18 protein-coding genes are annotated in these 14,273 nt (G+C 56.8%); 4 read left to right on the forward strand and 14 right to left on the reverse strand.

The features are described from left to right. Positions 1-103: 103 nt before the first annotated feature. Both zur and BW958_RS16775 read left to right on the forward strand, forming a co-directional pair. On the forward strand, positions 104-562 hold the full coding sequence (gene zur, locus BW958_RS16770) for a zinc uptake transcriptional repressor Zur (RefSeq protein WP_076577020.1): 459 nt from the start codon (positions 104-106) through the stop codon (positions 560-562). Then, positions 552-1,013 (forward strand): chemotaxis protein CheX, encoded by a 462-nt coding sequence (locus tag BW958_RS16775; RefSeq protein WP_076577022.1) that lies wholly within the window; start codon positions 552-554, stop codon positions 1,011-1,013. The genes zur and BW958_RS16775 overlap by 11 nt, the downstream gene beginning before the upstream one ends. 116 nt (positions 1,014-1,129) lie before the next feature. On the opposite strand, the gene brnQ is transcribed toward BW958_RS16775, so the two are convergent. Then, the gene (brnQ, locus tag BW958_RS16780; RefSeq protein WP_076577024.1) at positions 1,130-2,440 is read right to left on the reverse strand and encodes a branched-chain amino acid transport system II carrier protein; all 1,311 of its coding nucleotides are present in this window, start codon (positions 2,438-2,440) and stop codon (positions 1,130-1,132) included. Between the two features lie 185 nt (positions 2,441-2,625). Further along, positions 2,626-3,336, reverse strand: a complete 711-nt coding sequence (locus BW958_RS16785) for a tRNA1(Val) (adenine(37)-N6)-methyltransferase (protein WP_143233128.1) — start codon at positions 3,334-3,336, stop codon at positions 2,626-2,628. Between the two features lie 109 nt (positions 3,337-3,445). Between BW958_RS16785 and srmB the strand changes: the two genes are divergently transcribed. Beyond that, entirely contained in the window at positions 3,446-4,672 is a 1,227-nt protein-coding gene (gene srmB, locus BW958_RS16790) for an ATP-dependent RNA helicase SrmB (RefSeq protein WP_076577027.1), read from the forward strand. Between the two features lie 60 nt (positions 4,673-4,732). Here srmB and hupA read toward each other — a convergent pair whose 3' ends face one another. From hupA to BW958_RS16845, 11 genes are all read right to left on the reverse strand, one after another. Further along, positions 4,733-5,005, reverse strand: a complete 273-nt coding sequence (gene hupA, locus BW958_RS16795; RefSeq protein WP_076577028.1) for a nucleoid-associated protein HU-alpha — start codon at positions 5,003-5,005, stop codon at positions 4,733-4,735. 221 nt (positions 5,006-5,226) lie between these two features. Next, positions 5,227-6,216 (reverse strand): RNA polymerase sigma factor RpoS, encoded by a 990-nt coding sequence (gene rpoS / locus BW958_RS16800; protein WP_076577030.1) that lies wholly within the window; start codon positions 6,214-6,216, stop codon positions 5,227-5,229. 44 nt (positions 6,217-6,260) lie between these two features. After that, positions 6,261-7,124, reverse strand: coding sequence for a peptidoglycan DD-metalloendopeptidase family protein (locus tag BW958_RS16805; protein WP_076577031.1), 864 nt, complete (start codon positions 7,122-7,124; stop codon positions 6,261-6,263). 9 nt (positions 7,125-7,133) lie between these two features. Then, a complete protein-coding gene (locus BW958_RS16810) occupies positions 7,134-7,715 on the reverse strand; it encodes a YqaA family protein (RefSeq protein ID WP_076577033.1) in 582 nt (193 codons plus the stop codon). Continuing rightward, positions 7,712-8,329 (reverse strand): protein-L-isoaspartate(D-aspartate) O-methyltransferase, encoded by a 618-nt coding sequence (locus BW958_RS16815; protein ID WP_076577034.1) that lies wholly within the window; start codon positions 8,327-8,329, stop codon positions 7,712-7,714. Before BW958_RS16815 ends, BW958_RS16810 begins: the two co-directional genes overlap by 4 nt. A 4-nt stretch (positions 8,330-8,333) precedes the next feature. Continuing rightward, a complete protein-coding gene (surE, locus tag BW958_RS16820; RefSeq protein WP_076577036.1) occupies positions 8,334-9,080 on the reverse strand; it encodes a 5'/3'-nucleotidase SurE in 747 nt (248 codons plus the stop codon). Next, on the reverse strand, positions 9,061-10,119 hold the full coding sequence (gene truD, locus BW958_RS16825; RefSeq protein WP_076577038.1) for a tRNA pseudouridine(13) synthase TruD: 1,059 nt from the start codon (positions 10,117-10,119) through the stop codon (positions 9,061-9,063). Before truD ends, surE begins: the two co-directional genes overlap by 20 nt. Next, a complete protein-coding gene (gene ispF, locus BW958_RS16830; RefSeq protein WP_076577039.1) occupies positions 10,119-10,595 on the reverse strand; it encodes a 2-C-methyl-D-erythritol 2,4-cyclodiphosphate synthase in 477 nt (158 codons plus the stop codon). Before ispF ends, truD begins: the two co-directional genes overlap by 1 nt. Before the next feature lie 45 nt (positions 10,596-10,640). After that, on the reverse strand, positions 10,641-11,330 hold the full coding sequence (gene ispD / locus BW958_RS16835; RefSeq protein ID WP_076577041.1) for a 2-C-methyl-D-erythritol 4-phosphate cytidylyltransferase: 690 nt from the start codon (positions 11,328-11,330) through the stop codon (positions 10,641-10,643). Next, positions 11,323-11,631 (reverse strand): cell division protein FtsB, encoded by a 309-nt coding sequence (gene ftsB / locus BW958_RS16840; RefSeq protein ID WP_076577042.1) that lies wholly within the window; start codon positions 11,629-11,631, stop codon positions 11,323-11,325. The genes ispD and ftsB overlap by 8 nt, the downstream gene beginning before the upstream one ends. A 163-nt stretch (positions 11,632-11,794) precedes the next feature. Continuing rightward, the gene (locus BW958_RS16845) at positions 11,795-13,096 is read right to left on the reverse strand and encodes a dicarboxylate/amino acid:cation symporter (RefSeq protein WP_076577044.1); all 1,302 of its coding nucleotides are present in this window, start codon (positions 13,094-13,096) and stop codon (positions 11,795-11,797) included. Between the two features lie 39 nt (positions 13,097-13,135). Here BW958_RS16845 and BW958_RS20415 point away from each other — a divergent pair, with 39 nt between their 5' ends. Then, positions 13,136-13,390, forward strand: a complete 255-nt coding sequence (locus BW958_RS20415; RefSeq protein WP_143233129.1) for a hypothetical protein — start codon at positions 13,136-13,138, stop codon at positions 13,388-13,390. Between the two features lie 25 nt (positions 13,391-13,415). Here the strand turns inward: BW958_RS20415 and kdsA are convergent, their stop codons facing one another. Next, complete coding sequence (gene kdsA, locus BW958_RS16850) at positions 13,416-14,270, reverse strand: 3-deoxy-8-phosphooctulonate synthase (protein WP_076577046.1); 855 nt, start codon at positions 14,268-14,270, stop codon at positions 13,416-13,418. Between the last annotated feature and the right edge of the window lie 3 nt (positions 14,271-14,273).

Raw genomic sequence — 14,273 nt, forward strand, 5'->3', positions numbered from 1 at the left:
ATCGGCGCCCAATCCTTACAAAAATCAGCGTGGGGGTTGGCTCATTTTCCCCATAACCCTGTGATACTATGAGAACTCGTATGGGAATCAATGTTGTCGAGTGATGAATCAGGAACAGCTAATCAGCCGTGCCCAGCATTTGTGCGAACAGCGCGGTCTGCGCTTTACAGCCATTCGGCAGCAGGTGTTTCGCTTGCTGGCCCAGCACGGCAATGCCATCAGCGCCTATGAACTGCTCGATCAGTTGCGTCTCACCGAGCCCGGAGCCAAACCGCCGACCATTTATCGAGCCCTCGATTTTCTGCTCGAACAGGGTTTTGCCCACAAGGTCGAGTCACTAAACGCCTATATTTTCTGCTGTCATTTCGATCACGCCCACCCGATGCAACTGCTCATTTGCGACGGTTGCGGAAATGTGGTCGAACTTCATGATTCCGCGATTGATCGGGCGTTTCTCGAGCAAGCCCGCTTGCACGGCTTTACTATTACCAATAAGACAATCGAGGCTCACGGCCAGTGTGCCCAGTGTGCGCCCACCCAGGGGAATCACAATGAAGGCTGATTTCATTAATCCTTTTCTCTTATCGCTGCTCAACGTCATGACCACCATGGCCCAGATTGAGCTAAAACCCGGCAAGCCCAAACGCAAGACCGATGAACTGGCGCGCGGTGACGTGTCCGGTCTGATCGGCATGGTTGGCCCGCAGACCCGCGGCTCACTCTCCATCACCTTCGATAAACCGCTGGCGTTGGAAATCATGCGTCGGATGCTGGGCGAAGCGCCAACGGGCATCAACGACGAAGTGACCGACATGGTGGGTGAAATCACCAACATGGTGACCGGCGGCGCCAAGCGGATGCTGGGCGAAAAGGGTTATGAGTTTGATATGGCCACCCCGATTGTGGTGGCAGGCCCGAGCCACACCATCACCCACCGTGCAGACGGCATGAAGATCATGATGCCCTTTGAATGCGATTTTGGCCGCGCCACCATCGAAATCTGTTTCGAATAAGTCACGACATCCAAGTCTCTTGGCAAAAAGCAGCGCGTTTAAGTGCTGCTTTTTTGTATCTCATTGATAGCAAAAAGGCCTGCACGCTGGCAGGCCCTTTTTACGTTCTGATGCTATCAGGCCGCTTCGCCGACCACCTCACCACTGCGACGTGGCAACAGCATAAAGAAGACACAGGCGGCGCAGGTGGGCAGCAACCAGGCCAGTCCTTTATCAAACAGGGGCAGGAAGGAGAACGCACTCATCTTCATCCCGGCAGCACCCAGCCCATCCAGACAGCCAAACATGAAGGCGATAGTCAGCACCACGCGAACGCTCAGCGTCGGGCGAGCAAACTGCTGCTTGAGGAAAGTCACCAGCACCAGCGCCACGGCCACCGGGTAGATGGCCACCAGCACCGGGATCGAGATGCTGATGAGCTGGCTCAATCCCACGTTAGCTACCAGCGCGCAGATGACCCCCATGATCAGCACCAGCGTGCGATAGGAGACGCCGGTCAGATGATGGAAATAGTCAGAGCAGGCCGAGATAAGGCCCACGGCAGTGGTAAAACAGGCCAGTGTGATAATGGCTGCCAGAATAAACTGGCCCGGCATACCAAACAGGCTCAGTACATAGGCACTGACAATCACGCCACCATTGCTGGCAGCAGAAACCACGCCCATGGCGGTGTTACCCAACTGGAACAAAGAGACATACACCACGCTAAGACCCAGCGCCGAAATAGAACCGGCAATAGCCAGGTACTTGAATTGGCTACGATAATCGTGGATATCCTTCTTGCGCAGCAGATCGACAATCAAGGCGCCAAACATCAGGGACGCCAGGGTATCCATGGTGTTGTAGCCTTCCAGCATCCCTTTAATAAGAGGGTGATTCACATATTCGCCAGATGCAGGCGGCATAGCGCCTTGCGGATTCAGCAAGACACCGCCAGCCAGCACCAGCAGCAGTACAATCAATACCGGCGTCAGATACTTACCGATGGCATCCATCAGCTTGCCCTGATTGAGGGAGACCAGCATCGCCAGCACAAAAAACACGATGCTGTAACCAATCAACCCTGCCTGACCTGCATCACCAAGGAAAGGTTTCAAACCCATCTCATAAGCCACCAAGCCGGTGCGAGGTGCGGCAAACGCCGGACCAATCACGATATAGATGGCGGTTGCCATCACGGTCGCAACACCAGTCGGCAGCAAACGAGTCATCCCGGCCCAGCCATTACCGGCTTTGGCAACGGCGAGAATGGTCACCAGTGGCAAACCCACCGCCGTAATCAGGAAACCAAACATGGCCGGCAGCAGATTCTCCCCCGCCATAAAACCGGCCAGAGGCGGGAAAATGATATTGCCCGCCCCCAGATAAAAAGCAAATGTCATAAAACCCAGTCCGAGAACATCGGAGAGCGTCAGTGATTTCGTCAAGATTAAACCTCGTCTGTCGCGTGTGACTGCCATGCTCAGACTGCGCGATACAGCTTGCGCACACTCAGGCCACAGAAAAAAGTACCGCCGTGAAGTGCATCAGCAACAGGATATTTTGCTGAGCGACGGCGGTTGATTAATTTAACAAAAGGATAAAGGAGTGAAAGGCAACTTAAAAGCGGGATTTACATCTTGAGATAGAAGGCGGACGTTAGCTGGATATATCTTTCAGAATACGAGCCAATCGCAGAGTGAATGCAGATTTCATTGCATTCAACACCAACACATTCTCTGGAAAATAACATTAAAAGACGATTTACCTCTTTTGATGGTGTGCTTCTCACTCTATCTATCTGCAGGCAATGTAGGCCATATTGTGCTGCCAGTGCACAACACCGCTCGCCCTCCTCTTTCGGCATCACTAATGCCAACCGCCCTGCAGGAGCGAGCAGCCGCGCTGCGCTTTGCAGTAATTCGTGTTGGCTTAATGCGCCATCATGGCGGGCCGTGGCCCGGGCAGGGTCTGAAAACGACTGGCCAGCGCCGAAATAGGGTGGATTGGAGACAATCAGATCGTAAGGTTCGCTCTGATAAGCCTGCAGCGAGACATGATGAACCAGCACCTTATCGGGCCACGGGGAGGCGAGAATATTTTCACTGGCCTGAAGGGAAGCATTGGCATCAATCTCGATAGCATCAATGTGTGTATCGGGGTGGCTGCGCTGGGCCAGCATCAGGGCAATCACACCGGAGCCGGTGCCGATATCCAGGATCCGGCGCGCCGAATCGACCGGGGTCCAGGCCCCCAGCAACACAGCATCAGTTCCCACCTTCATGCCACAACGATCATGGGCCACATGAAACTGTTTGAACGTAAAACCGGGACTGGCCATCACTACACTCCTCCAACATTGGCGCGGATTATAGCGATTGTCACCGCATCGCCATAGGAGTCACGGCCATGATCCCCTATAATACGGTGTTTCCCTGTTACCGAGTATCGCCATGAGTATGTCCTTCGACGACTTCGACCTGCATCCCTCCCTCAATCAGGCCTTGGCCGAGATGGGCTTCTCCCGCCCCACCACTATTCAGCAAATGGTGCTGGAGCCCGCTCTGGATGGGCGCGATATTCTGGCTTCTGCCCCAACCGGCACCGGGAAGACGGCCGCCTTTCTGCTACCAGCCATTCAACACCTGCTCGATTTTCCCCGTCGCAAACCTGGCCCCTGCCGAGTGCTGGTGCTGACCCCAACCCGTGAGCTGGCCATGCAGGTGACAGCGCACGCCAAGGCGCTGGCAGTTCATACTCCGCTCTCTGTTGAGACCATCATCGGGGGTGTCAACCATGAAGAGCAGCGCCCGGCCCTGACTCGTACCACCGATATCGTGGTCGCCACCCCAGGGCGCCTGCTGGAATACATCGATAACGGCGAGTTTGAAAGTGACGACATTGAAGTGTTGGTGCTGGATGAAGCCGACCGCATGCTCGATATGGGGTTTATCGACGATGTCACCCGCATTACCAACGAAGCGCGTTATCGCCAACATACTCTGCTGTTCTCCGCCACACTGGAAGGCGCTGGACTGACTCGTTTTGCCAACGAAATTCTCAAAGACCCGGTCGAGTTGCACGCCGAGCCGCCACGCAGCGAACGGCGCAAGATAACCCAATGGCTCCACTTGGCTGACAGCGCAGAGCACAAGTTGGCGCTACTGACCCACTTGCTCAAGCAGGAAGAGATCAGCAAGGCCATTATCTTCGTCAAAACCCGCGAGCGTCTGAGCGAACTCTCTGGCCAGCTACAAACTGCTGGCATCGTCTGCTCGTGGATCCGCGGTGAGATGGAGCAGGAGAAACGGGTCGAAGCAATTCGCAAGTTCCGTGAAGGGGATGTGCCCTTCCTGATTGCCACCGATGTTGCGGCGCGTGGTATCGATCTGCCCAACGTCAGCCACGTCATCAACTACGACATGCCTTACAGCGCTGATGTGTATGTGCACCGGATCGGTCGTACCGGTCGGGCGGGTAACCGCGGCTGCGCCATCAGTCTGGTTGAGGCGCACGATATGGCCGTGGTTGGCAAAATCGAGCGTTATACCGAGGAGCGCCTCAAGCGCCGGGTAATCGACGAGCTGCGCCCCAAGCACAAAGAAGCGCGCGTGCCGACCAAGAAGAAGAAAGCCAAGGACGACAAGAAGGGCGCCAAGGCCAAAAAGAAGAAGAAATAAAAAACCCGGCACTGTGCCGGGTTAATCAGAAACCCGACTCAAGTCGGGTTTTTTAATGCCTTACTGCACGGCATCCTTGAGCGCCTTGCCAGCAACAAAAGCCGGAACATTGGCTGCTGCGATCTGGATTTCGGCACCAGTCTGCGGGTTGCGACCGGTACGACCGGCGCGATGGCTTACCTTGAAGGTGCCAAAACCAACCAGCTGAACGGCATCGCCTTCTTTCAGGCTCTGGGTAACAGCAGCCAACATCTCTTCCAAGGCAGCCTTAGCTTGGGCCTTGCTCAGATCCGCTTTGGCGGCGATTGCATCGACGAGTTGCGCTTTGTTCATAAGTTTTCCTTTATCAACTGGCAATTAGCACTGCCTCACTCTATGCAAAAAGCAGCACTCAGGCAAAGCCTTTATCCCTTTCCAGCCCTTGAGTGACGCGGTTTTCATCAAGATCTGCGGAAACAATCACATAACCATCACGGCAGGTACAACAAGTGGTCATTTTCTAACGCACAGGGGCCTTTCGGCCCCTGTGATATTTCATCTTGTTTGCATAGTTATCACGGCGTACGGAACAGCGCCTCGATACTCAATCCTTGTGACATCAGGATCTCGCGCAATCTGCGCAGCGCCTCAACCTGGATTTGACGAACCCGCTCACGAGTCAGACCAATTTCGTGGCCGACATCTTCCAAGGTGGCCGCTTCATAACCGAGCAAACCAAAGCGACGAGCCAATACTTCACGCTGTTTGGGATTAAGCTCACCGAGCCAGTGGACGATGCTGCTGCGCATGTCATCTTCCTGGGTCTCCAGCTCGGGGCCCACACCACGCTCGTCAGACAAGACATCCAGCAGCGCTTTTTCCTTGTCACCACCGATAGGAGTATCAACCGAGGTGATCTTCTCATTGAGCTTGAGCATGCGGTTGACGTCTTCGACCGGCTTGTCAAGGGCCAGTGCAATATCTTCTGCAGTCGGTTCGTGATCCAGGCGATGTGCCAGCTCACGGGCGGTACGCAGATAGACGTTGAGCTCCTTGACCACATGGATCGGCAGACGAATGGTGCGAGTCTGGTTCATGATGGCCCGCTCAATGGTTTGGCGGATCCACCAAGTGGCATATGTTGAGAAACGGAAGCCCCGTTCAGGGTCGAATTTTTCAACGGCACGGATCAGGCCGAGATTCCCCTCTTCGATCAAATCGAGCAGAGCGAGACCACGGTTGTTATAGCGGCGGGCAATTTTGACGACGAGGCGCAGATTCGATTCGATCATGCGCTTGCGAGCGGCCTTGTCCCCACGCAAGGCGCGGCGGGCAAAATAGACCTCTTCCTCGGCGGTGAGGAGTGGCGAGAATCCTATCTCGCCAAGATAGAGCTGGGTCGCATCCATGACCTTGTTGAGCTCGGGAGTAAACACCTCTTCAGCTTCGGCAGCGATCTCGTCAGCGGCCTCGGCGAGGGTCTCCTCCTCGTCTTCAACTTGCTCCATCTCCTCATCAAACTCGAACTCGGCTTCCTGCAGGTCCAGCTTTTCTTCTTGGCTCATGGTATTCCTCCCTGACCAGAACCAGAGTCAACATCTGCTCTGGGTTAACGCGTGGGCAGATAGCTCATCGGGTTGACCGACTTGCCTTTATACCGGATCTCGAAGTGCAACCTCACATCCGGCGCGTCCGTGCTTCCCATATCGGCAATGACTGTCCCTTTCTTGACTGTCTGACCCTCCTGTACCCGCAATTGGTCATTGTGGGCATAGGCAGAGAGGTAATCTTCGTCATGTTTGAGAATAATCAGCTTGCCATACCCTCTGAGCGCGCTACCGGCATAAACAACCTTGCCGTCACTTGCTGCATACACAGGTTGCCCCTTAGATCCGGCGATATCGATCCCCTTATTGCCTTGTTCGGCCGTAGAGAACCCTTCCACCACCTTCCCTTCGGTAGGCCATCGCCAATCTGGCGAACCTGTCGTTGCCGGAGTGTTATTATTTTGTTGTTCTTTAACTGCAGGGTATTCTTTTGCGACCGGAGGAGCAATCGTTTTCTTTTCGACCCACTGATTGGTCTGACCAGCAGGTTTGACAGCGGGTGTAGACATCACCACCGCCGAACCAGCTGCCTTGCGCTGGTAGCCCGGTGCCTGCGATTCAAACACGTGCAGGCGCAGCGTCTGACCGGGGAAAATGTTATAGGGAGGAGAAATGTTGTTAAGGCCAGCCAATGCTGACACGTTGGTTCCGGCGTTAAAGGCGATGGAGTAGAGGGTGTCCCCCTTCTGTACCGTGTAGCTGTTGCCGGTCATGGAACGTTTGGCACCGGCAAAGCGCCCACCCATGCTGGGTGATCCATCGCCACCGACGCTATCGACGGGTGCAGGTGCCTGGCTATTGACGCAGGCAAACAGCAGACCGGACAACAGCAGCACCCCGCTCTTTTGCCACAGGTACAGACTCATAATCTTTCCTTACTTCCTCAACCAGAAATAGGCCACGACGGCCAATACAATACAGAGCCAGCCAAGCACATCGATATAGTGCATCAGCTTGCGCTCCATCTTTTCACCACCCCAGCGCATCAGCCCTGCCACCAGGAAGAAACGCAGCCCCCGACCCACCAGTGAGGTCAGCAGAAACGGCAGCAATGCCATGTGCATCAGGCCGGCGGTGACGGTAAATACCTTGTAAGGGATGGGGGTAAAACTGGCAATGAAGATCACACCGATCCCCCACTGCTGGAACCACTGTTCAGCAACGCCGATTTTATCCTGATAGCCCACCGCCTCCACCAAGGGTTGCACCACAGGATCCCACAGTGCATAGCCCAGTGCATAGCCAAACAGAGCCCCCAGCACCGAAAACAGGGTTGCCAGCATGGCATAGCGCCACGCCTTGTCGGGTTTGCCGAGCGCCATGGGCGCCAACATCACATCGACCGGGATGGGCCAGAAAATGGATTCAATAAATGCAGTACCAGACAGATAGTAAGAGGCATGACGGTGGCGCGACCACTGCATCACGCCCTGATAGAGGCGCGAAAAAAGTTTCACTCCAGCTCTCCGTTGACAAGAGGGACGAAGCGAACGGGCTCCAGCGCCCGTGAAAGCAGTTGGGAACCGGCCCGCTCGATGAGCATCAGGGCCTGCTGGTTCTCCCCGACCGGGATCACCAGACGTCCACCGTCGGCCAACTGAGCGGTCAGGGCCTCAGGGATCTCGCTGGCAGCCGCCGTAACCAGAATCGCATCAAACGGACCTTTCGACGGCCATCCCTCCCAACCATTGCCGTGCTTGGTCGAGATGTTGTGCAAATCCAGGTTACGCAATCGCCTACGCGCCTGATATTGAAGTGATTTTATTCTCTCAACTGTGTACACATGTTGAACGAGGCGCGCCAATATCGCGGTCTGGTAACCAGAGCCGGTACCAATCTCGAGCACCCGACCTGGGCTGTTCTCCATCACCAGCTCGGTCATACGGGCGACCATATAGGGCTGGGAGATGGTTTGACCATGACCAATAGGCAGCGCGGTGTTATCCCACGCCTGATGGGCCATGGCTTCATCCACAAAAAGCTCGCGGGGGATCTCGGCTATCGCAGCCAACACGCGATAATCCGAAATCCCCTTCGCAATCAACTGATTCAAAAGGCGCTGCTCAATCACACCTTCATCCTTGTTGTGCCAACCAGGCCTCCAGGTTGCTCATGCTGCGATATGCCGTGATATCGATGGTGAGCGGAGTGATTGAGACATACCCCTGCTCAATCGCAGCAAAATCAGTCCCCTCGCCTGCATCCTGACGCGGACCGGGGGGGCCAATCCAGTAAATATTCTGGCCACGGGGATCTTGCTCACGGATCGCCGCTTCGGCACGGTGCCGGTTGCCCAGTCGAGTCACCTTCATGCCACGGATCTGGTCAATCGGTAGATCCGGTACATTCACATTGAGGATCTGATCCGACGGCAATGGATGGCGTATCAACGCCCTGACCAGCTTGGCAGCAAAATGGGCGGCCGTCTCGAAATGGGTCTCGCCCACCAGCGAAATCGCCAGTGAAGGGAAACCAAGATGACGCCCCTCGGTCGCCGCGGCCACGGTACCGGAATAGATCACATCATCGCCCAGGTTAGCGCCGTGATTGATACCGGCCACCACCATGTCCGGCTCCGGTTTGAGCAGCTCGGTCACCGCCAGATGCACGCTATCGGTGGGTGTGCCCTTCACCGCATAAAAACCGGTCTCTTCAATACGACTGACCCGCAGCGGCACTTCCAGTGTCAGCGAGTGGCTCGCACCACTGCGGTTGCGATCCGGCGCCACCACCGTCACATCGCCGCACTCACTGAGTGCCTGGCTCAGCACCCTGATCCCGCGGGCATGCACGCCATCGTCATTACTCACCAGAATGCGCATCGCGGCTCTCCGGGGCTTGATGGTCAGCTTCGCGGGCATCGAGCAGTTCACGCACCACGCTGGTGGCAAATGCACCGGCCGGCAGGAAGAAAGAGAGCGTGAGCGCCTCAGCCGTGAGCGACCAGCTCATCGCTTCGGGGCGCAGCAGCAGAGGACGACGCTCCTGCTCCAGACCGGCTTTTTCCAGCCCGTCACGCCACTCGGCCAGCGCCTCGAGTGCTGTTTCTTCAAATACAGCGGCATCGCCTTGGCTAGCCAGTCGGCCACGACCCCACAGCGGAGCGGTCAGCTGCACGTCACCACTGGCAAGACGCGCTGCCAGCTCAGGCGTAGCCTCAGCCTCGCTGAAAATGGAGTGCGACCCCTTGAGCATCAGGCAGTCACCGGCGAGCAGCGTGTGAGCCAAACCCTGCTCGATGCGGGCCGTCACCACGGTATTGAACAGCATGCTGCGTGCCGCAGAGAGGTAGAGCGAGCGCTTGTTACGATCCTTGATCCGCTTACCGGCAAACATGGCCTTGGCGGCCTCGAGGTTATTACCGCCGCGACCAAAACGCTGCTCGCCAAAGTAGTTAGGCACACCGGCGGCAGCAACGGCCTGCAGGCGCGCGTCCAAGCCATCGGTCTGCTCTAGCGCAGTCAGGCGCAGGGTGAAGTGATTACCTTTGAGATAACCGGTACGCAGCTTGCGGTTGTGGCGTTTGATCTCGAGGATCTGAATGCTGTCACTCTCGATGACCCGCAGATCCGGCTCGGCCTTGCCCGGCAGATGAATGCCGAACCACTGCTCGGTCACGGCATGGCGATCCTTTAAACCCGCCCAGGTGACGGCGTGACGCTCAACGCCTGCCGCATCGGCCAGCAGTCCTGCTACCCACGCCGTGTTTTCACCGGTTTTGCGCACCCGCACGAAGATGTGTTCCCCTTCGCCACACGGCTCAAAACCCAGATCTTCGAGCACAATAAAATCAGCGGGCTCAGCCTTGAGTACGCCACGGGCGGCCGGTTGACCATGCAGATAGGTAAGTTGTTCCAGCATTATTGTTTCACCAGCAGCACCACAGCTTCGGTGGCGATGCCCTCTTTGCGGCCGGTAAAGCCGAGTTGTTCGGTCGTGGTCGCCTTGACGTTGACCCGGTTCAGTTCGCACTCCAAGTCGCTCGCCAGCACGGCGCACATGGCGTCGATATGCGGAGCCATCTTGGGGGCCTGGGCGATGATGGTGACATCCAGATTGCCGATACGATAACCGGCCGCCTTGACCCGGGCGAACACGTCGCGCAGCAGGATCCGGCTGTCGATACCCTTGAATTCGGCACTGGTATCGGGGAAGTGGCGACCGATGTCACCGGCAGCAATCGCGCCGAGCAGGGCATCGCTGACGGCGTGCAGAACCACGTCACCGTCGGAGTGGGCGACCAGACCCTGCACGTAGGGAACGGCCACGCCGCCCAGCATGCAGGGGCCTTCGCCACCGAACTTGTGCACGTCAAAACCATGTCCAATCCGGATCACGCTAACACCTCCAAGACGCGGGGCTGACCCCGCCAGATAGAAAATTCAGTGCGCGTCTTGCTGACGCAGATAGAGTGCGGCCAGAGCCAGGTCTTCGGGACGGGTGACCTTGATGTTATCCGCTCGCCCTTCCACCATGCGCGGATAGCCGCCGTCCAGCTCGATGGCCGACGCCTCGTCGGTAATCAGGGCGCCCTGCTCAAGACCACGCTGCAGTGCATTGCGTAGCCGCACCGTCGGGAACATCTGCGGAGTCAGGGCATGCCACAACTGGTCACGATCCACGGTTGCGATGATGGCACCCTCGGCATCGCTGCGCTTCATGGTGTCACGCACCCGGCTGCCGAGAATGGCGCCATCCAGATGACTGCGCTGAGCCAGCAACCGATCCAGATCTGCATGGGTAATACAGGGACGGGCGGCATCGTGAACCAGCACCCAGGATTCGGTCACGACCTGCAGGGCATTGAGGACCGAACTGGCGCGCTCGGCGCCACCTACCACCCGCTCGATACGGGGATCGCAGGCCAGCGGTAAACGGGAAAACCAGTTGTCATCCGGCGCCAGCGCCACAATCACCCGGCTGATAGCCGGATGCGACAGAAGTCGTGACAGGGTATGTTCGATGATGGTCTGACCGGCCAGTGCCAGGTACTGTTTGGGCACGTCGGCGCCCATTCGGCTACCCACACCCGCCGCAGGCACGACCACAGCCAGCTGAACTGACTCAGTCATCGGCCAGCTCCTCGCTCTTCTTGTCGTCGTGTTTGGGAATGATGCGATAGAAGGTTTCGCCCTGACGGATGTAGCCCAGATCGTTGCGCGAGAGCTCCTCAATTGCTTCGAGGCCGCTGGTCAGATCGGCAATTTCACGGTAAATCAGGCCATTACGCTCTTTGAGCGCCTGATTGTCCTGCTGTTGGCGCGCCACGGTGTCGGACATTTTGTAGTAGTCCTGCAATCCATTTTTGCCAAGCCAGAGGTGATATTGCAGCCCGCCGAGCAGGGCCAGCAGAATCAGGGTAAATAGCCGCATGCCATGTGTCTCCTTCAAGCGGCCTAGTTTCCCATATTCGCGGGAAAGACAAAAGCAAGCGTAGCGGCAAACTGCGGGGGAAAGTGGCGACAGAACAACCGGATAGCCGCCAGAGCCGGCGGCTGGAGAGGAAAGTGCCGGCGCAAGGGCCGGCACGGTTCAATCAGGCATCGCTGCCTTGACGCTCAAGTGAGCCTGCCGCAGACGCGTTACCGGAGGCATTCAGCTCGGCATGCAACTGCTGGCTATCGAGCTGACCACACCAACGGGCCACGACCACGGTGGCGACGCCGTTACCCACTAAGTTGGTCAGGGCGCGCGCTTCTGACATGAAACGGTCAATCCCCAAGATCAGCGCCAGACCGGCCACAGGCAGGTGACCCACCGCCGAAATGGTCGCCGCCAGCACGATGAAACCACTGCCGGTGACACCGGCGGCCCCCTTGGAGGAGATGAGCAGCACCAGCAGCAGGGTGATCTGATGGAACAGATCCAGCGGCGTATCGGTGGCTTGGGCAATGAATATGGCCGCCATGGTCAGGTAGATAGAGGTGCCATCCAAGTTGAACGAGTAGCCGGTCGGGATCACCAGACCCACCACCGATTTCTTGCAGCCCAGTTGCTCCATCTTGGTCAGCATGCGCGGCAGCACCGATTCGGAAGAAGAGGTACCCAGCACGATCAGCAACTCTTCACGGATGTAGCGGATAAAGCGCACGATGCTAAAACCACAGGCACGCGCAATCGAACCCAGCACCAGAAACACAAACAACAGGCAGGTGATGTAGAAACAAATGATCAGCTGGCCCAGTTGCACCAGCGAGCCAACGCCGTATTTGCCGATGGTAAAGGCCATGGCACCGAAGGCGCCAATAGGAGCCAGACGCATGATCATGTTGATAATGCCGAAGATGGCTTGGGAGAAGCTCTCAATCACGTTGAACACCAGCTGGCCCTTTTCACCAGCATGATGCAGTGAGAAGCCAAACAGTACGGCAAACAGCAACACCTGCAGAATGTTTCCGCTGGCAAAGGCGCCGATCACGCTGGCTGGGATCACATCCAGCAGGAACGCCACAATGCCTTGCTGTTTTGCCTGCGCCGTATAAGCGGCAATCCCGCTGGTATCGAGCGTCGCAGCATCGACATGCATGCCCGAGCCCGGCTGCAACAGGTTAACCACACACAGCCCGATGATGAGGGCGATGGTGCTGACAACTTCAAAATAGAGCAGCGCAATGGCGCCGGTGCGGCCGATGGCCTTCATGTTTTCCATGCCGGCAATGCCGGTGACCACGGTACAGAAGATGACCGGTGCGATGACCATCTTGATCAGTTTCACGAACCCATCGCCGAGCGGTTTCATGTCGGTGCCAAGATCCGGATATATGTGCCCGAGGATGACCCCGCATGTAATGGCTAACAACACCTGAAAGTAGAGGCTGCTGACTATTTTCTTGCTCATGATGCTTAACGTCCTGTCATTAATAGAATGTGTTGTGTCATGGCAAGAAATACGGATGCAGCATTCGCGGCGATATACCTGCTCTGCCCGAATCATGCCGTTCACTCATCACAACAGGCGCTACTTTTACATGTTAAAAAAAGACATTTTAGCGACATCAATCACGCAACAGATTTAACAACATTAACACCACGGCAACCACCACATGTTTGGTCTTTGATTATTTTTATCTGCCAAGAAAAACACCTCCGAAGAGATATAAAAATGCAAATGCCCCGCAGTGCGGGGCATTGATGCTATGACGATCAGAATCGGCAGATCAGGAAGCGGTATCGAGCGGCTCGAAGTTCTTAACCAGATCATCGACCGCTTTCATCTGACGCAAGAACCCTTCCAACTTCTCCAGCGGCAGGGCGCTCGGGCCATCACAACGGGCCGCCTTGGGATCGGGGTGAGACTCGATAAACAGCCCCGCCAGACCGATAGCCATACCTGCACGGGCCAGTTCGGTCACCTGATCACGGCGACCACCGGAGGCGGCACCCAGCGGATCGCGGCACTGCAGGGAGTGGGTCACGTCGAAAATCACCGGATAGCCGCCAGTACTGCGCTGCATCACACCAAAGCCCAGCATGTCGACCACCAGATTGTCGTAGCCGAAGTTCACACCGCGTTCGCACAGAATGAGGCGCTCGTTGCCGCACTCTTCGAACTTCTCGGTGATGTTCTTCATCTGGCTGGGGCTCAGGAACTGCGGCTTCTTGATGTTAATGACGTTACCGGTGCGGGCCATCGCCTCCACCAGATCGGTCTGGCGCGCCAGGAAAGCCGGCAACTGGATCACGTCCACCACCTCGGCCACCGGTTTGGCTTGCCACGGCTCGTGCAGATCAGAGATCACCGGCATACCGAAGGTCGCTTTGAGCTCCTGGAAAATCTTCATCCCCTCTTCCAGACCCGGCCCCCGATAGGAGTGGATGGAAGAGCGGTTGGCCTTGTCCCAGCTGGCCTTGAACACGAACGGAATACCCAGCTTGGTGGTCACTTCTACATAACGTTCGCACACGGCCATCGCCATATCGCGCGACTCCAGCACGTTCATGCCGCCAAACAGCACGAACGGCTTGTCGTTGGCCACTTCAAGCCCATTGATCTTGACGGTTTTCTGTTCCATCAC

This window comes from Aeromonas sp. RU39B, assembly GCF_900156095.1.
GTDB lineage: Bacteria > Pseudomonadota > Gammaproteobacteria > Enterobacterales > Aeromonadaceae > Aeromonas.